Annotated in this window: 19 protein-coding genes; 16 read left to right on the forward strand and 3 right to left on the reverse strand. The window is 26.5% G+C overall.

Annotation, left to right across the window (positions count from 1 at the left end; genetic code table 11):
• Positions 1-84 precede the first annotated feature (84 nt).
• The 6 genes from AC4FQ1_RS11015 (at position 85) to AC4FQ1_RS11040 (ending at position 6,536) form a co-directional block, all read left to right on the forward strand.
• Positions 85-1,674 carry a ClC family H(+)/Cl(-) exchange transporter gene (locus AC4FQ1_RS11015; protein ID WP_303129297.1) on the forward strand — a complete coding sequence of 530 codons (1,590 nt, stop codon included), beginning with the start codon at positions 85-87 and terminating at the stop codon, positions 1,672-1,674.
• A gap of 101 nt (positions 1,675-1,775) precedes the next feature.
• Positions 1,776-2,549: a nuclease-related domain-containing protein gene (locus AC4FQ1_RS11020; RefSeq protein ID WP_491169671.1), complete on the forward strand. Its 774-nt coding sequence runs from the start codon at positions 1,776-1,778 to the stop codon at positions 2,547-2,549.
• A gap of 563 nt (positions 2,550-3,112) precedes the next feature.
• Positions 3,113-4,483: a peptide MFS transporter gene (locus AC4FQ1_RS11025; protein ID WP_303129294.1), complete on the forward strand. Its 1,371-nt coding sequence runs from the start codon at positions 3,113-3,115 to the stop codon at positions 4,481-4,483.
• Positions 4,484-4,648: 165 nt separating this feature from the next.
• Positions 4,649-5,176, forward strand: coding sequence for an ECF transporter S component (locus AC4FQ1_RS11030; protein ID WP_303129292.1), 528 nt, complete (start codon positions 4,649-4,651; stop codon positions 5,174-5,176).
• A gap of 20 nt (positions 5,177-5,196) precedes the next feature.
• Positions 5,197-6,021, forward strand: coding sequence for a pyridoxamine kinase (locus AC4FQ1_RS11035; protein ID WP_491169672.1), 825 nt, complete (start codon positions 5,197-5,199; stop codon positions 6,019-6,021).
• A 134-nt stretch (positions 6,022-6,155) separates the two neighbouring features.
• Entirely contained in the window at positions 6,156-6,536 is a 381-nt protein-coding gene (locus AC4FQ1_RS11040; RefSeq protein WP_491147553.1) for a hypothetical protein, read from the forward strand.
• 78 nt (positions 6,537-6,614) lie between these two features.
• Here the strand turns inward: AC4FQ1_RS11040 and AC4FQ1_RS11045 are convergent, their stop codons facing one another.
• The 3 genes from AC4FQ1_RS11045 to AC4FQ1_RS11055 are packed head-to-tail and all read right to left on the reverse strand — an operon-like array spanning position 6,615 to position 8,652.
• Positions 6,615-7,115 (reverse strand): hypothetical protein, encoded by a 501-nt coding sequence (locus AC4FQ1_RS11045; RefSeq protein WP_491147551.1) that lies wholly within the window; start codon positions 7,113-7,115, stop codon positions 6,615-6,617.
• 22 nt (positions 7,116-7,137) lie between these two features.
• Positions 7,138-7,752 carry a J domain-containing protein gene (locus AC4FQ1_RS11050; protein WP_491169673.1) on the reverse strand — a complete coding sequence of 205 codons (615 nt, stop codon included), beginning with the start codon at positions 7,750-7,752 and terminating at the stop codon, positions 7,138-7,140.
• Positions 7,753-8,652, reverse strand: coding sequence for a DUF5685 family protein (locus tag AC4FQ1_RS11055; RefSeq protein ID WP_491169674.1), 900 nt, complete (start codon positions 8,650-8,652; stop codon positions 7,753-7,755).
• Positions 8,653-8,951: 299 nt separating this feature from the next.
• Here AC4FQ1_RS11055 and AC4FQ1_RS11060 point away from each other — a divergent pair, with 299 nt between their 5' ends.
• From AC4FQ1_RS11060 to purD, 10 genes are all read left to right on the forward strand, one after another.
• Positions 8,952-11,012 (forward strand): efflux RND transporter permease subunit, encoded by a 2,061-nt coding sequence (locus AC4FQ1_RS11060; RefSeq protein WP_303129283.1) that lies wholly within the window; start codon positions 8,952-8,954, stop codon positions 11,010-11,012.
• Between the two features lie 26 nt (positions 11,013-11,038).
• Complete coding sequence (locus tag AC4FQ1_RS11065; RefSeq protein WP_491169675.1) at positions 11,039-13,648, forward strand: hypothetical protein; 2,610 nt, start codon at positions 11,039-11,041, stop codon at positions 13,646-13,648.
• Between the two features lie 303 nt (positions 13,649-13,951).
• Positions 13,952-17,710 carry a phosphoribosylformylglycinamidine synthase gene (locus AC4FQ1_RS11070; RefSeq protein ID WP_491169676.1) on the forward strand — a complete coding sequence of 1,253 codons (3,759 nt, stop codon included), beginning with the start codon at positions 13,952-13,954 and terminating at the stop codon, positions 17,708-17,710.
• A gap of 16 nt (positions 17,711-17,726) precedes the next feature.
• Positions 17,727-18,206, forward strand: coding sequence for a 5-(carboxyamino)imidazole ribonucleotide mutase (gene purE / locus AC4FQ1_RS11075; RefSeq protein WP_491169677.1), 480 nt, complete (start codon positions 17,727-17,729; stop codon positions 18,204-18,206).
• Entirely contained in the window at positions 18,206-18,913 is a 708-nt protein-coding gene (gene purC / locus AC4FQ1_RS11080; RefSeq protein WP_491169678.1) for a phosphoribosylaminoimidazolesuccinocarboxamide synthase, read from the forward strand. Before purE ends, purC begins: the two co-directional genes overlap by 1 nt.
• A 26-nt stretch (positions 18,914-18,939) precedes the next feature.
• Positions 18,940-20,379: an amidophosphoribosyltransferase gene (gene purF / locus AC4FQ1_RS11085; protein WP_491169679.1), complete on the forward strand. Its 1,440-nt coding sequence runs from the start codon at positions 18,940-18,942 to the stop codon at positions 20,377-20,379.
• 10 nt (positions 20,380-20,389) lie between these two features.
• Complete coding sequence (gene purM, locus AC4FQ1_RS11090) at positions 20,390-21,391, forward strand: phosphoribosylformylglycinamidine cyclo-ligase (RefSeq protein ID WP_491169680.1); 1,002 nt, start codon at positions 20,390-20,392, stop codon at positions 21,389-21,391.
• Positions 21,379-22,002: a phosphoribosylglycinamide formyltransferase gene (gene purN, locus AC4FQ1_RS11095; protein WP_491169681.1), complete on the forward strand. Its 624-nt coding sequence runs from the start codon at positions 21,379-21,381 to the stop codon at positions 22,000-22,002. Before purM ends, purN begins: the two co-directional genes overlap by 13 nt.
• A gap of 4 nt (positions 22,003-22,006) precedes the next feature.
• A complete protein-coding gene (gene purH / locus AC4FQ1_RS11100; RefSeq protein ID WP_491169682.1) occupies positions 22,007-23,509 on the forward strand; it encodes a bifunctional phosphoribosylaminoimidazolecarboxamide formyltransferase/IMP cyclohydrolase in 1,503 nt (500 codons plus the stop codon).
• A gap of 39 nt (positions 23,510-23,548) precedes the next feature.
• The gene (purD, locus tag AC4FQ1_RS11105) at positions 23,549-24,796 is read left to right on the forward strand and encodes a phosphoribosylamine--glycine ligase (RefSeq protein WP_491169683.1); all 1,248 of its coding nucleotides are present in this window, start codon (positions 23,549-23,551) and stop codon (positions 24,794-24,796) included.
• Positions 24,797-24,814 lie beyond the last annotated feature (18 nt).

A 24,814-nucleotide genomic window follows, 5' to 3' on the forward strand; every position in this document is an offset into this window, starting at 1 on the left:
CAATTTAAGAGATTAATATAATTTTCTATTATTATAAATAAAATATATAATTAAAAATAGACTGTATTTAAGGGGGAATTATTAATGAAAAAAAATAAAGATGGAGTAGAAGAAATTTTTCCCCATAGAAATAATTTGAAAATTAGATTAATATGGGAATCTGCACTTATTGGATTAATTGCAGGATTAGTAATTGTTGCAAATAGAGTGCTAGTTGAAAAGTTATCTCCTCTACTAATTAAATTTTACGTTTATGCAAAAGGAAATCCATTAGACATAATTTTAGTTTTTGTAGTTTTAGGAATTATGGGATTTATAGTTGGATGTTTAGTTAAAAAGGATCCTATGATATCAGGTAGTGGTATACCGCAGGTAGAAGGCATACTTATGAAAAGGCTTGAGGCTAATTGGTTAAGAGTTTTAGTTTTTAAATTTGTTGGTGGAACTATGGCATTAGTTGCTGGATTATCAGTAGGTCGTGAAGGTCCATCAGTTCAAATGGGGGCATCAATAGGGCAAGGTTTCTCAAAGGTATGTAAAAGAATAAATATTGAAGATAAGTTTTTAATAACAAGTGGTGCAAGTGCAGGTCTTGCTGGAGCTTTTAATGCTCCTTTATCAGGAGTTATATTTGCATTAGAAGAGGTACATAAAAATTTTTCTCCGTTGGTTTTACTTTCAGCTATGTCAGCCTCTATAGCAGCAGATTTTATGTGTAAAAATTTTTTAGGAATTGAACCTGCTCTAGGTTTTTCAGATGTAAAAGTATTTCCATTAAAATATTATTGGGCGTTAATATTATTAGGAATTATATTAGGAATTACTGGTGCGATTTTTAGCAAAGGAATACTTAAAACACAAGATATATATGGTAAGTTTAAAAATGTTCCAGTTCAAATAAAAGTAATGATTCCTTTCATATGTGCAGGAATAATTGGACTTACAGCACCACTTCTTTTAGGTGGGGGACATATTCTTATTATGAGTCTTGTAAATGGAGGATTCACTATTTGGATGTTACTTTTATTTTTAATTGTTAAATACTTATTTACATTTATAAGTTTCGGTTCTAATTCTCCTGGAGGAATATTCTTTCCATTGTTAGTATTAGGAGCAATAGTTGGAAATATATTTGGAATAGTTGTTTGTAAGGCAGCTAATATACCGGTAATATATATAATTAATTTTATAATACTTGCTATGGCAGGACACTTTGCATCAATAGTTAAAGCTCCTATAACAGGAATTGTTTTGATTACTGAAATGTCAGGATCATTTGAACATTTATTAGCACTTACTGTAGTTGTAATTGCTTCATATGTTACTTCTGATATATTAAAATCAGAACCTATATATGAAAGTCTTTTAGAAAGACGACTTAAAAAATGTGGTAACTTAGATTGTGATAGTGAAGAATGTAAGGCTTATGTTAATAAAACATTATTAGAGGTTTCAGTATTTATGGGAAGTAAAGTTGAAGGTAAATTTATAAAAGATATAGAATGGCCAAATAGATGTCTTTTAGTTGCTATAAAGAGAGGTGGAAAAGAAATTATACCAAAAGGAAATACAAAAATTCTTTCTGGAGATTTTTTAGTTGTTCTTGTAGATGATGATGAAAGAGCAGCATTAGCACTGGAAAAACTTCAAGATTTAGCATCTCATGTTGAATAATTAAAATAGTATAATTTTATATAATAATTTTAATATTGGTACATAATAATAAGGGCTAGAAATAATTTCTAGCCTTTAATTTATGTAATGAGGTGAAATAAATGGCTATACTAATAGATGTTACTAATATTAAAGAAGAAAAATTAGTTAGAAAAGTAGAACTTAATAAATTTTCAATTATAATTACTTTTATAATATTTATATTTATAGTTAAATTATTATTTGAAGTAATAGATAGCTTTTTTTATGTTTATAAAATTTTAGATGAATATTATGATTTTACTATAATACTAATATCTTTAGTATTAACATATAGTTATTCCAAAAATAAATATTTAAAAAAACAACAGTTTAAAAATGGGTTTATTGATTTAAATAAACGGAAAAATAAAGATATTAAAATAGAACCTGCTGTTTTAAGGCGATTAGATAATAAGAATTATATATTAAATAATGTAAAAATATCTTTAAAAAGTGGAATAAATTATATTGATACATTATGTATAAATGATAAAGGGATTTTTATAATATATAGTAGGAATGGTAATGGAATTATAAGAGGAAATGATTTTGATAATAAGTGGAAACTAGAAAATAAATTTGGTTTCAAAAAAATAAATAATCCTATATTTATATTAAAAAAGCAAATGAATAATATTAATGAGTACATAAAAGAAATAGGATATAATATTAAGGTAAGGGGTATAATTTATTATTTTGAGGATACAAAGTTAAATATAAAATTAAATAATGAGGATATAAAAATCTTTAATAAAAATACAGATGAAGAATTAATAAAATATATAGAAAAGATAAATTCAAAACATAAAATAAGTTTGAGTGATATTTTAAGAATAGTATCAAAAATAAAATGATTTTACGAATATTAAATTACAAGTATATTCTAATTTATAGTTTATACTTGTAATTTTTTATTTGAAATAAATTTATATTTTATTAAAAAGACAATTAAATTTATTAATACAAAATTATATATTCTTTTGTAAATATTCTAAAATAATTATTTTTATTATTTTAAGAAAATTTCAGGTATAACAGAAGAATTTAAATTAAATTTATGTTTGAATTTTTATTTATTATTAATAAAGTGTCAATTATCAACTCTAAAATGAATCTTATATTATTATAACTTGCAAGTGTATTACATAAAAAATCAAATGTACTGTATGGAAATACAATAAAAAAATTAAAGGATTAATAAAGAAAAATTAAAAAAATGATATTTTATTATTAAATTAATAAAAAATACCCTTATAAAATATATAAATTTCATAAAAAAGTTAATTGAATTAAATAAAAGGAAGAAATAACTTGAATTATTTTTCTGTAAATGCTATAATTTTATCATCGATTAAAGAAAGTTTTCAAAAACAAATTGCAAAATTGAAGCAAAAGATAAATGAAAAGGGGAATTTTTATGACAACATTAGATGTACCTGCTACAAAAAGTAGATTAAAACATCCAGCAGGTCTTTACTTATTATTCCTAACTGAAATGTGGGAAAGATTTAGTTATTACGGATTAAGATCACTTTTAATGCTTTACTTAACAGTAAGTCTTGTACAAGGTGGTTTAGGTTATAGTGTAAGTTCAGGGGCTTTTATATATGCTATTTATACTGGATGCACATATTTTACTCCAATTATAGGAGGATGGCTTGCAGATAATTTTTTAGGACAAAAGAAAGCTATATTAATTGGAGCAATTATTATGGCCATAGGTAACTTCTCATTATTTGTTAATGGAAGTAGAGTAGGGCTTTACATAGGATTAGCGTTATTAATTGCTGGTAATGGATTCTTTAAACCTAATATATCAACTGTTGTTGGTCAACTTTATGATAAAGGTGATAAGCGTAAGGATTCAGCATTTACAATATTTTATATGGGAATAAACTTAGGTTCATTAATAGCACCTTTAATATGTGGATTATTAGCAGAAAATATCTTCGCAACAACTTCAAATGGTGTTATGCATTATGGATTTAAATATGGATTTTTAGCAGCTGCTATTGGTATGGTTCTAGGTGCGATTATATTTATGGTATTTTCACCAAAATATTTATCTCATGTTGGAGGAATTAATAAGGAAGAAGCTAAAAATGAAAATAAAAAGGCAAGTAATGAACCTTTAACTAAGCAAGAAAAAAGAAGAGTATTATCTATAATAATATTAGCAGCATTTGTTATTTTCTTCTGGACAGGCTTTGAGCAAGCAGGAAGTTCATTAACAATGTTTACTCAAAAATTAACTAATAGAGAACTTTTTGGAATGACAATACCAGTTTCATGGTTCCAATCATGTAACCCAATCTTTGTTTTAATACTTTCACCAATATTAGCTAAGTTATGGATTAGATTAGCTAATAGAGATAAAGGTGATTTATCAATACCAGTTAAAATGGGAATGGGTATGATAATATTAGGAATTGGTTTCTTATTTATGGTAGGAGCAGTTATGTCAATTGGAGGCGCTGAAAATCCAGTAGCCAAAGCAAGTATGTGGTGGGTTGTATTAACATATTTCTGTAATACTGTTGGAGAGTTATGTTTATCACCAATTGGTTTATCAATGGTATCAAAACTTGCACCAATTAAGTATGCTTCATTATTAATGGGATTATGGCTTGCTGCAACAGGAGTAGCAAATTTATTAGCTGGTGTTATAGCATCAAGATTAGAAACATTAGGACCTTTAGAAATATTTGGTTCAATATCAGGAGTATGTATAGTACTTGGAATAGTATTATTATTACTTAGCAAGAAGATTACAAAATTAATGAAATAATATTAAAATATAAGGGCTGTTTTACAGCCCTATTTTTTTTTGAAATAAATAAGTTTATAGGTAATTATAATATTTATTTATTATAATGTATCGGTACATTTGACAGTTGATACTTTAAAAGCATAACATAAAAGAAGATTAAAAAATAAATGGGGGGAAGTTAAAATGAAAAAAATGAGCACTAAAAAGCTTGTTATGTTATCAATGTTTTCAGCTTTAGTATTTTTAGGAACTTATATTCATATTGAAATTCCAATAGGTGCTGGGATGTCAATGATACATCTAGGAACAACAGTTATATTTATAGTTGCAGTATTAATTGGAGAAAAAGCTTTTATTCCTGCAGCTATAGGTAGTGCACTTATGGATGCATTAAATCCTGCATTTGTACTTTGGACAATTCCTACGTTTATAATTAAAGGATTAACAGGATATGTTGCAGGTAAGATTTGTTTTATGAATGGTAAAGAGGGGAAAAATATAGTACAAAATATGATTGGTTTTATATCTGGAGGTATAGTATCATTAGTTGGATATTTTATTTTTAATTGGATAATATTTAAGGGATGGCAAGGAGCTGTAACATCACTTCTAACATCAATAACAACAACTACCATAGGAGTAGCTATTGCAATACCTTTATCAATAGCTATAAAATCAGCTAGTAAAATATTTATAAAGCAAATGAATTAATCGGAACGGAGAGATAAATTTTGAAGAAACCTATAAATAGAGCTTTAGTAATACACAGCCTATGTTCTATTGGCAAAGCATCTATTACAAACATATTACCTATAATGAGTATTAGGGGAATAGAGGTTTGTCCTATTCCGACTGTAGTATTATCAAGCCATACAGGTGGTTTTAAAAGTATAGCAAAAATCGATAGTAAAAATTTTATTAAGCAATCACTAGAGAACATGAATAAAAATAAAATAAATTTTGATTTAACTTTAATAGGTTATTTAGTTAATAAAGAAAAAATAGAACAAGTAGAATTATTTTTAAAAGAAAAAAAGGATGGACTAGTTATATTAGATACTATATTTGGAGATAATAATACTCTTTATAATGGGTTTAATAATGATTATGTAGAAAAGCTAAAGAGGATTTTAAAATATAGTGATTTAATTACACCAAATTTTACAGAAGCACTATATTTGACAGGAAGAAAAGAAAAAGATTTTTTAAATTTTCAAGAAGAAGATATAAAGGATATTTTAAAAGATTTAAGAAAAATTGGAGCTAAAAATATAGTTATAACTTCGGTTCCTTGCAATGATAAAATAGGAATTGCTATTTTAGAAGGAGAAAATTTAAGCATTATAAAGCATGAAAGATTAGAAAAATCTTATCCAGGAACAGGTGACATATTTACAGCAACTTTATGTACTGAATTACTAAATAAAAACACATTAGAAGATGGAGTTAAGAATTCAGCAGATTTTGTAAAAGGGTGTATAGAATATAGTATTAAATATGACTATGAAGCTAAAGAAGGTGTTTTGTTAGAAAAACAGCTTTATAAGTTATTATGATTTTTATAAAGATATACAATAATCAAAATTGTATATCTTTTTTTATATATTTGATTAAATTATTGCAATATATACAAAATAATTGGTATCATAATTATAAGCGAAAATATTTAAAGTTACAGGAGAATTTAATTATGGAAGAATTAAGAAAAATAGTTGCGGATTATATATTACCTACATTAGGTATAATTATGTTGCTTATATATATTTTTGCTTTTAGAAATGAATTAAGCGTTATTTTTTGGAGTATATTTATTATTGATAGAGTAATTGCATTTCTTTTTGAAGGTAAATTTCAAGGATGTATAGATAGTATAGATAATTTATCAAATCAGTTAAATAGGGATAGTACTATTTCTTTAAATAAAGTCACAATTTTATTAATTGGATATGCAGGAATCGGTTTAGTTATTTTAACATATATTTTATTTGTATATACAAGATTATTTGTAATAATAATTTTAGGAGAGGTAATTGATATTATACTTAAAAAAATATTAAATTCAATTAATTAAAAATGAAGTTTACATGATTAAATATAAATTTTTTGAATAACATTAAGCACTATTATAAAATAATAGTGCTTTGTTTTTTTACTTATTATGAAATTTAGAAATATAAAACGTTATTATTAATGTTAAGGCATAATCAAATATAAGAAATGCAATTTGAGCTAATATAATAAGAATCCATATAGGAATATTTAAATTTATAGGTGCTATAAATTTTGTGAATAAAATATAGCCTAAAATTAGCATTATATTTGAAAATGATAATTTTAATAATATTTCTAATGGCATATTTCTTAGTTTTTCAATATAAAACTTAACTAAACCATAAATTCCAAAGTAAAGTATAAAAGGAATCATTATATCTAATGGAACTAAAAAGAACCCTATTATAGATGAAGCTATATAAACAAAGATTCCAACCTGTACATTACTTCTAATAATTGCTATAGGAACAAAACAAGATGAAATTGTAAGAATAGCAAAAGTATTTATTGGTATAAGAATATTAATAAATAATACAATTATAGTTAATGAAGTTAGTATACCACCTAATGCTAAATCTTTAGCTTTTAAATTTTTCATAATAATAAGCCTCCAAAACTTATTAACAGCAACCTATAAGATCGCCACCAAAACATTCACAAAGACTATCTAAACACCAAAGGTTTAAACAACAATTGCAAGCATCTGCATTACCTGCACCAGATGTTCTGTATGGATTTCCATAATTACTAGCTCTCATGTTTATTTGATTTAATACTTGACTGTATTCAAAGTTATTAGGATCCATATTTACAGCTGTTTGTAGATAATTAACAGCTGAATCATACCATCCTTTTTGAAGATGACATACTCCCATTAAGAAGTTCCATTCAGCATTTCTGTTAGATATTGAATTTAATTTATTTTCAGCTAAAGGTATGTTTCTACTTTGTATAAGTCTTCTAATTTCTTGAAAAGTATATATATCATTGTTACTTTGATTATTATAAGATGAATTGTTATAATTACTATTTGTATTATAGCTTGAATTATTATTTCCTTTTGTTAACATATCATAAGCTGCATTTATTTCTGTAAGCTTTTCTTGTGCTAAATCTTTTAGGGGATTATCACCATATTGATCTGGATGATATTGTTTTACAAGCTTTCTATATGCACTTTTAATTTCCTCTTGTGATGCTCCTTCTTTTAAGCCAAGTACTTCATAAGGATTCATTTAAATTTCACTACCTTTCTTTTTACACTTACATTTATTTGTTATATTAATGTATTTATCCATCATACCTAGGTCAATTATATTTTCTAAAATCTCTCTATTTTTATTAAGAGGAAGTTTAGATAAAATTTCTCTACAAGTATATGCTGAATTAAAAATATTAAATTCAATTCTTTTTTTTATTTCTTTTAGTAATTCATCATAAGTTAAGTTATTTTTGTTGTATAAAAAATTTATTGGATTAAATTTTTTTTCTTTCATATCTTTTTCTAAATCATCTAAAGCATCTATTAAATATATCCACTTACCTAAAGAATAGCCAAAAGTATAAAGATTTTCCCTTAAAGTTAATGAATCTTCTTTAAACTTATAAGGAAATTCTTTAAGAATAATACCTACAATTTTACTGAAAGGGTCACATATTTCATCTATAGAAACAAAGTTTCTATCATTTTCAAGTTTTGTGAGGTATTTTAAATTTTCCTCAATAGATAAGTTTATTTTTTTTATAGAAGATGGAAATTTTTTATGATAAGGTTTCATAATATTAAGGAAAAATTTACTCTTTAATGAATTATCATCATAAACATCATCTAATAATTTATAATAAACTAAAGCTACATTCATAGTAGCTGCATAGTTTAACGCAGTATTATTTAATAAAATTGGCTTTTTTTTTGTAGGATGAGCCATACATCTTTTTAATTTTAAATCTAATTTTTCATTCATTAATCCATCTAAAAGTAGTGCCAAGAAAGTCATATCATAATTTAAAGATACTCTAGGAATGTTTCCATAAAGATTTTTAATGCTTAAACAAACTCCGCAATAATAACTTTTAAATTGATTATATTCTCTAATTTTTAATTCTGGTTTTAGAGGAGTTACATAACCAAACAATAAAAACGCTCCTTTAAAAATATTTATTATATTTACTATTATTAATTTATAAATTTTATAAAGCAATATAGCTAATATAGATACTTCAAGTTAAATATTAAACTTAAAATTTAATATTATAAAGTTATTATACAATAAGTTTAATATTTAAAACAGTATTTATAATTCACAGAAAATTTAAATGGAAATTTTAAGTTTATTTAAAACTTTATAAAATTTTAATCAAAATATTTGGATGTTAATACATATAATGGTATAATAAAAATAAATGACTAATAGTCATATAAGGGGGGATAATATTGAAGAATTTTGGGAAGTGGATTTCTAATCACACAAAAACAGTTTTAATAGTAACTGCAGTATTAATAATTCCAGCTATTTTTGGTTTTATAAATACGAAAATAAATTATGATATTTTAAGTTACTTACCACAGAATTTAGATTCTACTAAGGGTCAAAAAGTACTTGATGATGTTTATTCAGATGCTGCAACTTCAATGCTTATAATTGAAGGCATGCCAAATAAGGATGTAGTAAAACTTAAGGAAAAAATTAAAAATATTGAAGGTGTAGAAAATGCTATTTGGATAGATGATGCACTAGACATATCAGTTCCTAAAGATATGTTACCAGATGATGTTAAAAAACAAATGTTTAATGGTGATTCAACTATGGTCATTATAAAATATAATGATTCAGTTGCATCAGAAAATACATTAAATGCAATTGAAAAAATAAAATCAGTAACAAATAACCAGTGCTTTTTAAGTGGTATGTCAGCGATTCTTAAAGATACAAAAGATTTGGCTGATAAAGAAACACCGTTTTATGTAATATTGGCAGTAATAATTTCTTTAGTAGTTTTATTAATTTCTATGGAATCTACATTTGTACCTATAATATTTTTAGTATCAATAGGAATTGGAATACTATTTAATCTTGGTACTAATATAATATTTGGTGAAATTTCCTATATAACTAAAGCTTTGGCGGCTGTACTTCAACTTGGAGTTACTATGGATTACTCAATATTTTTAATGCATAGGTATGAAGAAGAACTTACAAGGTTTGAGAATAGAAAGCAAGCTATGGCAGAAGCAATTCAAACAACAATGCTTTCAATATCAGGATCATCATTAACTACAATAGCTGGTTTCTTAGCTTTATGTGCTATGGACTTAACTCTTGGAAGAGATATTGGTTTAGTTATGGCTAAGGGTGTTGTAATTGGAGTTATATGTTCAGTAACAGTATTACCTGCATTAATCCTTACTTTTGATAAATTAATTCACAAATATAAACATAAAACTATAATTCCTAATTTTGATAATTTATCAAAAGTTGTAACAACTCACTATAAAGTTTTTATAGCAATATTTTTTATACTTTTAGTTCCAGCTATATATGGTTCAAATAATGCAAAGGTTTATTATAATTTAGATGAAACTTTGCCAAAGGATATGCCATCTATAGTAGCAACAAATAAATTAAAAGATAAGTTTAATATGATGACAACACATTTTATTTTAGTTAATGAAAATGTAAAACCATATAAGGTTAAGGAAATAACAAAGAAAATAGAGGATGTTAAAGGAATAACATCAGTAATATCTTATGACAAATTAATAGGTCCAGCAGTTCCAGAAGAATTTATTCCTAAAAATATAAGGGAGATATTTAAAAGTGGTGGATATAATCTTATACTTGCAAATTCAGAATATAAGGCAGCAAAAGATGAAGAAAATAAACAAATTGATGAAATTATAGATATCGTTAAAAGTTATGATAAAGGCGCTTTAGTTGCTGGTGAGGGACCTCTTACAAAGGATTTAATAACAACTTCAGATAGAGATTTTAAAATGGTATCAGTATATTCAATAATAGCAATATTCTTGATAATACTAATAGTATTTAAATCAATATCAGTACCAATACTTTTAGTTTCTGCTATAGAATTTGCTATTTTTATAAATATGGGTATTCCTTATTATACTGGAAATGAAATTCCTTTTGTAGCTAGTATAGTAATTGGAACAATACAACTTGGAGCAACAGTTGATTACGCAATTTTAATGACATCTAGGTTTAGAGAAGAACTTAGAAAGGGATATGAAAAACATGAAGCTATACTTATAGCGGTAAAAGGATCAGCAAAATCTATTGTTACATCTGGACTTACTTTTTTTGGAGCAACAGGAGCTGTAGCAATGGTATCAGATATGTCATTAATTAGAAGTCTTTGTTTTTTAATTTCTAGAGGAGCTTTAATTAGTATGGCAGTAATTCTTTTAATATTACCATCTTTATTATTAGTTTCAGAAGGAATAATAAACAAAACATCATTAAAATGGCGTGGTTAAAATTTATAAGTCAGGGGGAGATATTTATGTATAAATCAATGTCTAAAAAAGTAATAGCATTAGCAATAATAGGTTCTATGGCTACAAGTACAATTGCGGGAGCTAGTGAAATAAACAAAGATGAAAGTGTATATGTAAATCTAAGTTCTGATGGTAAGGTAGAGAAAACAACAGTTACTAACTGGATACACACAGATTCAGGAAATTTAGATATAGAAGATGAGACAAGTCTTAAAAATATAGAAAATATAAAAGGCGATGACAAGCCAATTAAGGATGGAGATAAGCTTAAGTGGAAGGTAAATGGAAGTGATCTTTATTATAGCGGAAATACTGATAAAGAAATTCCACTTGATGTAAAAATAAATTATTTTATTAATGATGAAAAGGTTAAGGAAAATGAGATTGCAGGTAAGTCAGGAAAAATAAGGATAGAATTAGAATTTAAAAATAAATCATCAAAAAATGTAAATATTAATGGAAAAACAAGAAAGATATATACACCATTAACTACAGCAACTATAGTTAAACTTCCTATTGATAAATTTAAAGATTTAAAAGTAAATTCAGGAACAATTATATCAGAAGGAAATAATAATATTGTAGCCTTTGCTGCATTTCCAGGTCTTAAAGAAAGTTTAAATTTAAATGATAAAGATTTAGAAATAAATCTTGAAGATAAGTTAGTAATAGAAGGATATGTAGAGAATTTTGAACTTGGACCTATAATGATAACTGCAACAACACAGTTACCTGATTTAAGTAAATTAAAAGCTGCTGATTCAATAGATGAAATAAAAGATTCTTTAAATAAATTAAATGATGCATCAGATGAATTGCTTAAAGGAACTAATACCTTAAGTGAAGGGTTACTTAAAGCTAAAAAAGAATTAGATAAAGGAAAGGGACAATTAAATAACAATAATCTAAAAGAAGCTCTTGGAATTATAAATTCAGATAAACAGGTATCAAAAGCAAATAAATTAATAGATGATGCTTATTTTGCAAAAAATATAAACACAGCAAAAACAAAAGAAGTATTATCTTTATTTACAGAGGATAATGTTAATAAAGTTAATACTTTAATAAAAGATGGAGAAGGAATATTACAAAACCAAAAGCTTTTAGAAGCTTCAATTAATACTTTTAGAGGGCTTTCAAAAGATGACAACTTTAATAAGCTTTTAAATGATATAACGAAGTTAAAAGAGGGATATGAAAATATAAATCCTGAAACTTTAAAAAAATTAAATAATATGACAAATATTATAAGTGGACAAAACTTAAAAAGAGGTCAAAATTTAATAAATTCAGCAAGGAAAGCAAAGAATTCAATTGAACCAATGGAAAAAGTATTAGATGGGGCTATAAATTCAACACCAGGTGGAAGCTTAGATAAAAAGGCTAATAATTTTTTAGGTTATATAAATTCAAAAATAAAAAATATTCAAAAAATGTTGAGTAATGAAAATCTAAAAAATATGAATGCTATGGCATCAGATATGAAGGTTTATGGATCAAGTTATTTGATAATGAAATCAATGGTTATTGGTGAAATGAATCAAAATAAAATACCATTAGCAGAAGCAAAAGCAAAGGTGAATAAATATATTGATGGAGTCTATGGAAGTCAAGGGGCTCAATTAAAAAATGTAATAAATAGTCTAACAGAAAAAGATTTTACAAAAGATCAAATACAATTAGATGCTAAAAAAATAAATGGATATGGAGAAAATATGAAAGTCATTATGGCAAGTATAAAGGATTTAAAAGAATTAGATCCAATATTAAATTCAACTAGTAGTGTTCTTTCAAATGAAAGCTCAAGAGCTAATATAGCGAAATTTTATTCAAGCTATAAAGACAATAATAATCAAAAAATAATAAAAGGAATTGGAGATAGTATTTTAAGTTTAAATGAAAATGATATAAAAGCTATAGAAGGATTAAAGAATAACTTAAATTTATTATCAGAAGATATAAAATTAAATAAAAATAATATAGAATCAATAAATAAAATGATTAATGGAATAAAAGAAAATAAAAATTTAATAGAAAGTATAAATAAATTTTATAATGATTTAGATTCTTCACAAAAAACAATAGATAGTATTAAGGCTGTATTAAGTAGTGGAAATGGAGAATTAAATATTAAGGAAGTAAAATATTTGGGTAATAAGTTACTTTCAATGCAACAGGATTTAAAAGATAGTGAAGATATACTTCGAATAACTAGATCATCATTAGAAAAAGGAAATGTACAAAGAGCAAGAGAGTTAATAAAGAGTTTACCACAATTAGAGGATGGAGTAAATCAACTTGCTGATGGAAGTCAAAAATTAAATAATGGTATGAAGGAATTTAATGAAAAGGGAATAAAAACTTTAAGTAATAAAGGAGAAGAGGCAACAGAAAAGGTTGAAGATGTAATTGAAGTTAAAGATGAGCTTGTAAAATTATCTAATGAATATGATACTTTTACAGGAAAAAATAATAAAATGGATGGTAGTGTAAAATTCATTATGAAAACAAATGAAATAAAGGCCCCAGAAACAAAGGAAGTTAAAGAAAATAATCAAGAAGAAGAAACAGGATTTATTGCATGGATTAAAAAGATAATTAAAAATATATTTTAAATTATCTTATTAGCATAAATAATTTTAAATTTGTTTATAATAAAAATGACCTTCTACATAAAGAGGAGGTTACGTAGGTTGAAACTTGCTGGTGATATCACCAGCTTTTTTTTTATTTTAAAATAAAAAATGTATTAAATACGTATTTTAAAAAGAATATATTAAATTAATATACGTATTATAATACGAATATTAAAATAAATAAAATGAATAATGTTGACTTTTTTGCTACGGAGTGATATTCTGAATTTACAAAAAGAGGTATTTATAAAAGGATTAATAAAAATATGGTGGAGGGATAAGATGGTTAATAATAAAATAATATTTGTTGAAAAAAAAGATGGCTTTGATATAGAGGCAAATATACTTTTAAAAGATTTTAAGGAAAATTTAAAAGTAGATAATTTAATTAATGTAAGAGTATTAAATAAATATGTAATAGGAAGTTTAGAAGAAATTTATTATAAAGAGGCATTAAACACTATTTTTAGAGAACCACCAGTTGATAATGTTTATGAAGATATTATAAAGTTAAAAGAAGATGAGATTGCTTTTTGTGTTGAATATTTGCAAGGGCAATATGATCAACGTGCAGATTCTGCAAAAGAATGTATAATGCTATTAACATCTAATAACAATTCAGAGGTTAAATCTTCAAAAGTTATTGTTTTAAAAGGGAATCTTTCAAAGAATGAAATAGAAAAAATAAAAAAATATTATATAAATCCAGTAGATTCTAGAGAAGTTTCTTTATATTCAAATGAATTGGTAAATAATATAATTATTCCTAAAGATATTGAAATATTGAATGATTTTATAACTAAAAAGGATAATGAATTGAAAAATTTTCATAAAACTCAAGGACTTGCAATGAGTTTTGAAGATTTAATTATGATTAGAGATTATTTTAAAGAAGAAAATAGAAATCCTAGTATTACTGAAATTAAAGTAATAGATACTTATTGGTCTGATCACTGTAGACATACTACCTTTGAAACATCTATCAAAAAAATCCAAATAGAAGAAAGTAAATATACAAACCCAATAAAAAAATCATATGAAAATTACATAAAATCAAGAGAATTTGTATATGGTGAAAATACAAATAGAAAAATAAGCCTTATGGATATAGCAACTTTATCAATGAAGGAACTTAAGCTTAAGGGATTACTTGATGATTTAGATTTATCAGATGAAATAAATGCTTGCTCAATAAAAGTAAATGTTGAAACTGATAAAGGTATAGAAGAATATCTTTTAATGTTTAAAAATGAAACACATAATCATCCAACGGAAATAGAACCTTTTGGAGGAGCAGCAACTTGCCTTGGAGGAGCTATAAGGGATCCTTTATCTGGAAGAACGTATGTATATCAAGCAATGAGAATTACAGGAGCTTCTGATCCTACAGTTAGCATACAAGAAACTTTAAAAGGTAAACTTCCACAAAGAACTATAACACTAGGGGCAGCTAATGGATATAGTTCTTATGGAAATCAAATAGGACTTGCAACAGGTCAAGTTGATGAGGTATATCATCCAAATTATGTGGCAAAGAGAATGGAAATTGGAGCAGTAATTGCAGCGGCTCCAAAAGAAAATGTTGTTAGAGAAACGCCAAATGCTTCTGATGTAGTAATACTTGTTGGTGGAAGAACTGGAAGAGATGGAATTGGTGGGGCGACTGGTTCTTCAAAGGAACATACAGAAGATTCAATAGAAACTTCAGGTGCTGAAGTGCAAAAAGGAAATCCAGTAATTGAAAGAAAAATACAAAGATTATTTAGAAATAAAGAAGTTTCTAAAATGATTAAAAGGTGTAATGATTTTGGAGCTGGTGGAGTAGCGGTTGCAATAGGGGAACTTTGTAGAGGTATTAATATAGATTTAGATAAAGTAACAAAAAAATATGAAGGATTAGATGGAACTGAAATTGCTATATCAGAATCACAAGAAAGAATGGCTGTTGTAGTAAAAAGGGAAAATGCTAAAAGGTTTATAGAGCTTTCAGAAGAAGAAAATTTGGAAGCTAAAGTTGTTGCAGAAGTTACAGATGATGAAAGACTTAAAATGACTTGGAGAGGTAAAATAATAGTTGATATAAAAAGAAGTTTTTTAGATACAAATGGAAAAACTCAAGAAACTAATATAAAGATTAATAAAATAGAAGAATATCCATATGATGTAGAAAATGTAGATATAAAAGAAAAATGGATTAATGTATTAAAAAGTTTAAATGTATGTAGCAAAAAGGGGCTTATAGAAAGATTTGATTCAACTATTGGTGGAAATACAGTTCTTATGCCACTTGGAGGGAAGTATCAAATTACTCCAGCAGAAGGAATGGCAGCAAAAATTCCAGTGTTAAATGGAGAAAGTAAAGATGCATCAATTATGACATATGGATTTAATCCTTATCTTGGAACTTGGAGTCCGTTTCATATGGCATATTATTCTGTAATAGAATCAGTTACAAAGGTTGTAGCTATGGGTGGAGACTATAAAAAAATAAGGTTAACGCTTCAAGAATATTTTGAGAAGTTAGGAAATGATGAAGAAAGATGGGGAAAGCCATTTAGTGCATTACTTGGGGCATTTAAAGCACAAAAAGATTTAGAAATTCCAGCAATAGGTGGAAAAGATTCTATGTCAGGAACTTTTAAAAATATTGATGTTCCACCAAGTCTTATTTCATTTGCAGTAACTGTTGAGAAAGCTAAAAATATTATTTCACCAGAGCTTAAGGAGAAAAACTCAACAATTATAATGTTAAAATCTAAAAAAATAGAAGATGGAACATTAAATATAAATATATTAAAAAATAATTTTAATAAATTACATGAATTAATATGTGATAAAAAAGTAATTTCAGCATATTCAATTAAGTTTGGTGGAGTGGCTGAAGGAATAACAAAGATGGCATTAGGAAATAAAATTGGAGTAGAATTTAGTAATGTTTCTAAAGATGAGTTATTTGGTTTTAACTATGGAAGTTTAATTTTAGAAGTTAAAAAAGATATAAATATAGAGAAAGATTTTGAAGGAACAAATTATAAAGTAATAGGTAAAACATTAGAAAGTAATTATATTAGATGTAACGAATATGACTTAGAATTTAATTTGAATTATTTACAAGAAGCATATGAAGAAAAGTTAGAAAATGTATTTAAATCAAAAATAAATAGTAAAAATAGCGATATAAGCGGTATAAAAATAGAAGAAAAAAATAATTTTAAAATAAAATCATCAAAAGTTAAAATTAAAAATCCTAAAGTTGTAATTCCAGTATTTCCTGGTACAAACTGCGAGTATGATTGCAAAAAAGCTTTTGAAAAAGAAGGAGCAATTGTTACTGAAGTACTTATAAGAAATTTAAATAAAGAGATGTTATTAGAATCTATTGATAAATTGAAAGAAGAAATTGATAAAGCTCAAATAATAATGATACCAGGAGGTTTTTCAGCTGGAGATGAACCAGATGGATCAGCTAAATTTATAGCAACTATATTTAGAAATGAAAAAATAAAGAATAGTGTTATGAATTTTTTAAATAATAGAGATGGATTAATTTTAGGAATTTGTAACGGCTTTCAAGCACTTATAAAATTAGGATTACTTCCTTATGGGGAGATAAGAGATATAGATGAAGATTCAGCAACATTAACTTATAACGATATAAATAGGCATATGTCAACTATAGTAAATACAAAAATAGTTTCAAATAAGTCTCCTTGGCTTAGTGAAGTAGAAGTTTCAGATATTCATCAAATTCCAATATCTCATGGTGAAGGTAAATTTGTAGCAAATGAAAATCTTATAAAAGAACTTGTAGATAATGGACAAGTTGCAACTCAGTATGTTGATTTAAATGGAGAACCTACAATGGATATGCCATTTAATCCAAATGGTTCAGTTTTTGCAATTGAAGGTATAACAAGTAAAGATGGAAGAATCTTTGGTAAGATGGGGCACTCAGAAAGAGTTGGGGAAAATCTTTATAAAAATATATTAGGAAACTTTGATCAAAAAATATTTAAAGCAGGAGTAAATTATTTTAAATAAAAGAGGTGTTTTATAAATGAAAGTAGCTATATTTTTTGGGAGTAAATCAGATATAGAGATTATGAGAGGAGCTGCCAATGCTTTAAAAGAATTTAATGTTGAATATGAAGCGTTTATTTTATCAGCACATAGAGTACCAGAAAAGTTAATTGAAACATTAAAAGAAATAGAAGATAAAGGGTGTGAAATAATTATTGCGGGAGCAGGTCTAGCGGCACATCTTCCTGGAGTTATTGCAAGTCATACAACAATTCCAGTCATTGGAGTTCCGGTTAAGGCAGCACTTGAGGGGATGGATGCACTTCTATCAATCGTTCAAATGCCAAAGGGAATACCAGTTGCAACAGTTGGTATAAATAATAGTTATAATGCAGGAATGCTTGCTGTACAAATGCTTTCACTTAAATATCCTAATACAAAAGACGATTTAGTTGACTTTAGAAGAAGAATGAAAAAAAGGTTTATAGAAGAAAATTCAAAAGGAGTTGATTTATAATGGAAAAATTAGAAATGTTATATGAAGGAAAGGCAAAACAAATATTTAGAAGCAAAAATGAAAATGAAGTTATAGTTCATTACAAAGATGATGCAACAGCTTTTAATGGAGAAAAAAAATCTCAAATAAATAACAAAGGTATTTTAAATAATTCAATAACATCAAAAATTTTTCAAATGTTAAATGAATCTGGAATAAAGACTCATTTTATAAAAAAATTAAATGATAGAGATCAGCTTTGTAAAAGAGTTTCTATAATTCCACTTGAAGTAATAGTTAGAAATGTGGCAGCTGGAAGTATGGCAAAGAGATTAGGAATTGAAGAAGGATTTAATCTTAAAACTACAGTTTTTGAACTATCATATAAAGATGATTCTTTAGGAGATCCACTTATAAATGATTATCATGCAGTAGCAATTGGAGCTACAACTTTTGAAGAGCTTAATAAGATTTATGATATGACAAATAAGATAAATGACTTATTAAAAGAATTTTTTAAGAAACAAAATATAAATTTAATAGATTTTAAAATAGAATTTGGAAGAGATGAAAAAGGAGAAATTTTACTTGCTGATGAAATTTCACCAGATACATGTAGATTTTGGGATGCAACAACAGGAGAAAAATTAGATAAAGATAGATTTAGAAGAGATTTAGGAAATGTAGAGGAAGCATACAAAGAAATATTAAATAGAATTAAAGGGTAATTTTAAAAAAAGAGAGGTATTATTTTATGATTAATTCTAGAGAAGAATATATTATAGATCCTCAAAACGATAAATTTAAAGATGAGTGTGGAGTATTTGGGGTTTATTCAAAAGATGGGATAGATGTTTCAGAATTAACTTATTATGGTCTTTATGCACTTCAACATAGAGGGCAAGAGAGCACAGGAATTGCAGTAGCAAATGGAGAGGAAATTATTGCACATAAGGGGCTTGGAATAATCACGGATGCTTTTAAAAATGATGATATAGAATTTTTAAGAGAAAAAAAAGGAAATATAGCAATAGGTCATGTTAGATATTCAACTGCAGGAGCTAAAACAATTGAAAATTCACAGCCTCTTTTAAGTAGTACAAAATTAGGTCAAATAGCAACAGCTCATAATGGAAATATAGTAAATGCTAATGTTATAAGAGAACTTTTAGAAGATGGTGGACATGTTTTTCATACCTCAGTAGATTCAGAAGTTATTACAAGTCTTATAGCAAGAGGAGCAAAAAGAGGTATAGAAAAAGCTGTAATCAATGCTATATCAGCAGTTAGAGGTTCTTTCGCTATGGTTATTATGACAAAAGATAAGCTTATAGGAGTTAGAGATCCAAATGGAATAAGGCCTTTATGTATTGGTAAATATAAAGAGAATTATATATTATCTTCAGAAAGTTGTGCATTAGATTCAGTAGGGGCAGAATTTATAAGAGATGTAAATCCAGGTGAAATAATAATAATAGATAATAGTGGAATTAAAAGTTATAGATATTCAGAAAATACTGTTTGTCAAACTTGCTCATTTGAGTATATATATTTTGCAAGACCTGATTCTATAATGGATGGTCTTGATGTTTATAGTTGTAGAGTTAAGCAAGGAGAAAAACTTTATAAGGAGCATCAATTAGAAGCTGATGTTGTTATTGCAGTTCCTGATTCAGGAATACCAGCAGCTATGGGGTATGCAAAGGCTTCTAATATACCTTATAATATTGGATTTGTTAAAAACAGATATATAGGAAGAACTTTTATAACTCCTTCACAAGAAATGAGAGAAAGAGCTGTTGCTGTAAAACTTAATCCTTTAAAAGTAAATGTTAAAGGAAAAAGAGTTGTTCTTATAGATGATTCTATAGTTAGAGGAACAACATCAAAACATTTAATTGAATCATTAAGAAGGGCTGGAGCTAAGGAAGTATATTTTTTAGTTGCTTCACCAGTAGTTAAATATCCTTGTTATTTTGGAATAGACACTCCATATAGAAGTGAACTTATAGGCGCAAATAAATCTTTAGAAGAAATAAAAGATGATATTGGTTGTGATTATTTGGGATATTTAAGTTTAGAAGGAATGTATGATAGTTTTAATGGAAGAAGAAATTTTTGTGTTGGATGTTTTAATGGAATTTATCCAGTTTCAGCACCTATGGAAGATATAGAAGATAATCTTGAAAGGTAGGGTTTGAGCAATGATAACTTACAAAGAAAGTGGAGTAAATATTGAAGAAGGATACAAATCAGTTAAGCTTATAAAAGAATATGCAAATAAAACTATGGGGGAATTAGTTTTAAATGGTTTAGGTTCATTTGCTGGAATGTTTGAACTTCCTGAAGGATATAAAAAGCCTGTTTTAGTATCAGGAACAGATGGAGTTGGAACTAAACTTGATATAGCCTTTAAAACTAAAAAATATGATACTGTTGGAATTGACTGTGTAGCTATGTGTGTAAATGATATTTTATGTCATGGAGCAAAACCATTATTTTTCTTAGATTATATTGCTTGTGGAAAATTAGATTCTAGAGTTTCATCTGACTTAGTAAAAGGAGTTGCAGAAGGATGTATGTTATCTGATACTTCTTTAATAGGTGGTGAAACTGCTGAGATGCCAGGGTTTTATAGAGATGGAGAATATGATATAGCAGGATTTGCTGTTGGGATTGTAGAGAAAGACAAAATAATAAGTGGAAAAAATATAAAAGCTGGTGACAGTCTTATAGGAATTGTATCATCAGGAATACACTCTAATGGATATTCATTAGTTAGAAAATTATTTAAAGATTTAGATGAAAATTTTGATGGACAGTCTATATGGAAAACTTTACTTAAACCAACAAAAATATATGTAAGACCAATACTTTCTCTTCTTGAAAAATATGAAATAAAAGGTATGGCACATATAACTGGTGGTGGCTTTATAGAAAATATTCCTAGAATGTTTAATGGAAGAGAATTAACTGCTGTTATAAAAACTGACAGTTATCCATTACCTAAAATATTTGAGGAAATAATTAATCGTGGAGTAGAAAAAAGTCATATGTACAATACCTTTAATATGGGAATAGGTTTTGTAATTTGTATTGATAAAGAGGATACTGAAAATATTTTAAGAGATTTATTAGAGATGGGAGAAGTTGCTTATGAAATAGGAAGTATAACTTCTGGAGGTGAAGGGATTTGTTTAAAATAGCAATACTGGCATCAGGAAGTGGAAGTAATCTTCAATCAATAATAGATAGTGTGGAAAATGGTTTTTTGAATTGTAAAATAGAGATGGTTATAGGAAGTCGTGAAGGTATATATGCAATAGAAAGGGCTAAAAAACATAATATAGATACGTTTATTGTATCTAAAAAAGAATTTGGAGATAAAGTTTCTTATAAAATATTAGAATTAGTAAAAAAGAAAGAAATTGATTTAATAGTTCTTGCAGGATATCTTTCTATATTGGAAGGAAAATTATTAGAAGAATATAAAGACAAAATAATAAATATACATCCATCATTAATTCCTTCATTTTGTGGTGAGGGAATGTATGGATTAAATGTTCATAAAAAAGTTATACAAAGTGGAGTAAAGATATCTGGATGTACAGTCCATTTTGTAAATAATGAGATAGATGGTGGAGAAATAATATTACAAGAAGCTGTTAAAGTTTATTTTAATGATACTCCAGAAATACTTCAAAATAGAGTTTTGAAGAAAGAACATAAATTACTTCCTTTAGCTATTAAATATATAAGCGAAGGAAAAGTGAAAATTAAAGAGGGTAAAGTAAATATTTTAAAAGGAGAGGAATAATTTAATGAAAAAGAGAGCTTTAATTAGCGTGTTTGATAAAGAGGGAATATTAGAATTTGCAAAGTTTTTAATCAATAGAAATGTTGAAATAATATCAACTGGTGGAACATATAAGTATTTAAAGGAAAATGGAATTTCAGTAATTGAAGTTAATGAAATTACTGATTTTCCAGAAATGTTAGATGGAAGAGTTAAAACATTACATCCTAATATACATGCAGGTATATTAGCAATAAGAGAAAATAAAGAACATATGAATACGCTAAACAAAAAAGAAATAAGTACAATAGATTATGTTGTTGTAAATTTATATCCATTTTTTGAAAAAGTTCGTGAAAATTTAGAGTTTGATGAAAAAGTAGAATTTATTGATATTGGCGGACCAACAATGCTTAGAGCCGCTGCTAAAAATTTTAAAGATGTAGTAGTTATATCTGATAAAAATGATTATAAAATTGTAATGGATGAAATGGAAAAAAATAATGATGTTTCTTATAAACTTAGAAAAAAATTAGCAGGAAGAGTATTTAATTTAATGAGCGCTTATGATGCTGCAATTTCAAACTTTTTATTAGATGATATAGAATATCCGGAATATCTTTCAGTTTCGTTTAGAAAAAAACAACAATTAAGATACGGTGAAAATTCTCATCAAAGTGCTGCTTTTTATGAATCAACTATGCTAGATGGAGCTATGAATACATTTAATGTTTTAAACGGAAAAGAACTCTCATACAACAATTTTAAAGATGTAGATATAGCTTGGAAATGTGCTAATGAATTTGATGAACCATCATGTTGTGCATTAAAGCATAATACACCATGTGGAGTGGCAGTTGGAAAAGATACTTACGAAGCTTATATTAAAGCTTATGAAGTTGATCCTACATCAATATTTGGAGGAATAGTAGCTTTTAATAAAAAAGTTGATAAGAGAACAGCTGAAGAGATGATTAAAATTTTCTTAGAAGTTATTGCTGCACCAGAATATGATGATGATGCATTAGAAATATTAAAGCAAAAGAAAAATTTAAGAGTTCTTGAATTCGAAAATCTTCCAAAAGATGATAAGTATATGGTTACAGTTGATGGAGGAATATTAGTACAAGAAGAAGATAAAAATCTTTTTAATGAATTAAAAGTTGTTACAGAAGTAAAACCAACTTCAGAAGAAATGAATGATTTAATATTTGGAATGAAGGTTGTAAAATATGTTAAATCAAATGCTATTGTAGTAGCACATGATGGAATTGCATTAGGTATTGGGGGAGGACAAGTTAATAGAATTTGGCCAACAGAAGATGCTCTAAGAAGAGGAAAGGGAGCAACAATTTTGGCATCAGATGCATTTTTCCCTTTTAGAGATGTTGTAGATAAAGCAGCTAAGTATGGAATAAAAGCAATAATACAACCAGGAGGTTCTTTAAGAGATCAAGAATCTATAGATGCATGTAATGAACATGGTATATCAATGGTGTTTACAGGTATTAGGCATTTTAAACATTAATTAAAGCTTTTTAGAATATAGTAAAAGGGGTTTTAAAATATGAATATACTTTTAGTTGGTTCAGGTGGAAGAGAACATGCAATAGCATGGAAAATATCAAAAAATAAAAAGGTAAATAAAATATATGTAGCTCCAGGTAATGGGGGGACTGCAATTGAGGATAAATGTGAAAATGTAAATATAACTGATATAGAAAATCTAATAAAGTTTTCAAAAGAAAATAATATAGATTTAACTATAGTTGGACCAGAAGAGCCTCTTATAAATGGAATAGTAGATAGATTTGAAGAAGAAGGATTAAAAATTTTTGGACCTAATAAGGCTGCTGCAATGCTTGAGGGGAGCAAAGCTTTTTCAAAGGACTTTATGAAAAAATATGGAGTGAAAACAGCAGAATATAATGTATTTTATGATGTGTATAAGGCAAAAGAATATTTAAATAATTGTAAATATCCAGTAGTAATTAAGGCAGATGGAGTTGCAGCTGGAAAAGGTGTTGTTATATGTAACAATAAATGTGAAGCTTTAAAGTCAATTGAAGATTTTATGGTATTAGATGTATTCAATGGAGCAGGTAAAAAAGTAGTAATAGAAGAATTTTTAGAAGGTATTGAAGCATCAATTCTTTCTATAACTGATGGTAATACTATTGTGCCATTTATATCAGCTAAAGATCATAAACAAATATATGATGAAAATAGAGGTCCAAATACAGGTGGAATGGGAGTTATTTGTCCTAATCCATATGTTACAGATGAGGTATTAAGAGATTTTAAAGAAAATATTATGGATAAAACACTAGAAGGAATAAAAGAAGAAGGATTTAATTTTAAAGGAATAATATTCTTTGGGATAATGATAACTAATGATGGTGTAAAACTTTTAGAATATAATGTAAGAATGGGAGATCCTGAAACACAATCAGTTTTAGCTCTTATGAAAAGTGATTTTTTAGATATAATATATTCAGCTATGAATGAAAATTTAGAAAGTTTAAATATAGAATTTTCAGATGAAACTTGTATAAATGTAGTTATGGCGTCAGAAGGATATCCTTTAGAATACGAAACTGGATATAATATAAGTATTGGAAATGTTGATGATAAAGTGTTTATTGCAGGAGCTAAACTTGAAAGTGGTAACTTAGTTACAAGTGGTGGAAGAGTTTTATCTGTTTTAGGAATAGGAAATAATATTGAAGAAGCAAGATATAAAGCTTACAAAAATGTAGAAAATATAATTTTTAAAGGAGCTTATTTCAGAACTGATTTAGGAATAATAAAATAATGTTAGTTAAAATAAATA

Source organism: Clostridium sp. TJA020 (assembly GCF_058310295.1).

Coding starts and splice junctions, on each gene's coding strand:
- purH (WP_491169682.1), top strand. CDS start 22,007: ATGAAAAAGAGAGCTTTAATTAGCGTGTTTGATAAAGAGGGAATATTA.
- AC4FQ1_RS11015 (WP_303129297.1), top strand. CDS start 85: ATGAAAAAAAATAAAGATGGAGTAGAAGAAATTTTTCCCCATAGAAAT.
- purD (WP_491169683.1), top strand. CDS start 23,549: ATGAATATACTTTTAGTTGGTTCAGGTGGAAGAGAACATGCAATAGCA.
- purE (WP_491169677.1), top strand. CDS start 17,727: ATGAAAGTAGCTATATTTTTTGGGAGTAAATCAGATATAGAGATTATG.
- AC4FQ1_RS11020 (WP_491169671.1), top strand. CDS start 1,776: ATGGCTATACTAATAGATGTTACTAATATTAAAGAAGAAAAATTAGTT.
- AC4FQ1_RS11040 (WP_491147553.1), top strand. CDS start 6,156: ATGGAAGAATTAAGAAAAATAGTTGCGGATTATATATTACCTACATTA.
- AC4FQ1_RS11030 (WP_303129292.1), top strand. CDS start 4,649: ATGAAAAAAATGAGCACTAAAAAGCTTGTTATGTTATCAATGTTTTCA.
- purF (WP_491169679.1), top strand. CDS start 18,940: ATGATTAATTCTAGAGAAGAATATATTATAGATCCTCAAAACGATAAA.
- AC4FQ1_RS11025 (WP_303129294.1), top strand. CDS start 3,113: ATGACAACATTAGATGTACCTGCTACAAAAAGTAGATTAAAACATCCA.
- AC4FQ1_RS11050 (WP_491169673.1), bottom strand. CDS start 7,752: ATGAATCCTTATGAAGTACTTGGCTTAAAAGAAGGAGCATCACAAGAG.
- AC4FQ1_RS11045 (WP_491147551.1), bottom strand. CDS start 7,115: ATGAAAAATTTAAAAGCTAAAGATTTAGCATTAGGTGGTATACTAACT.
- purC (WP_491169678.1), top strand. CDS start 18,206: ATGGAAAAATTAGAAATGTTATATGAAGGAAAGGCAAAACAAATATTT.
- purM (WP_491169680.1), top strand. CDS start 20,390: ATGATAACTTACAAAGAAAGTGGAGTAAATATTGAAGAAGGATACAAA.
- AC4FQ1_RS11070 (WP_491169676.1), top strand. CDS start 13,952: ATGGTTAATAATAAAATAATATTTGTTGAAAAAAAAGATGGCTTTGAT.
- AC4FQ1_RS11065 (WP_491169675.1), top strand. CDS start 11,039: ATGTATAAATCAATGTCTAAAAAAGTAATAGCATTAGCAATAATAGGT.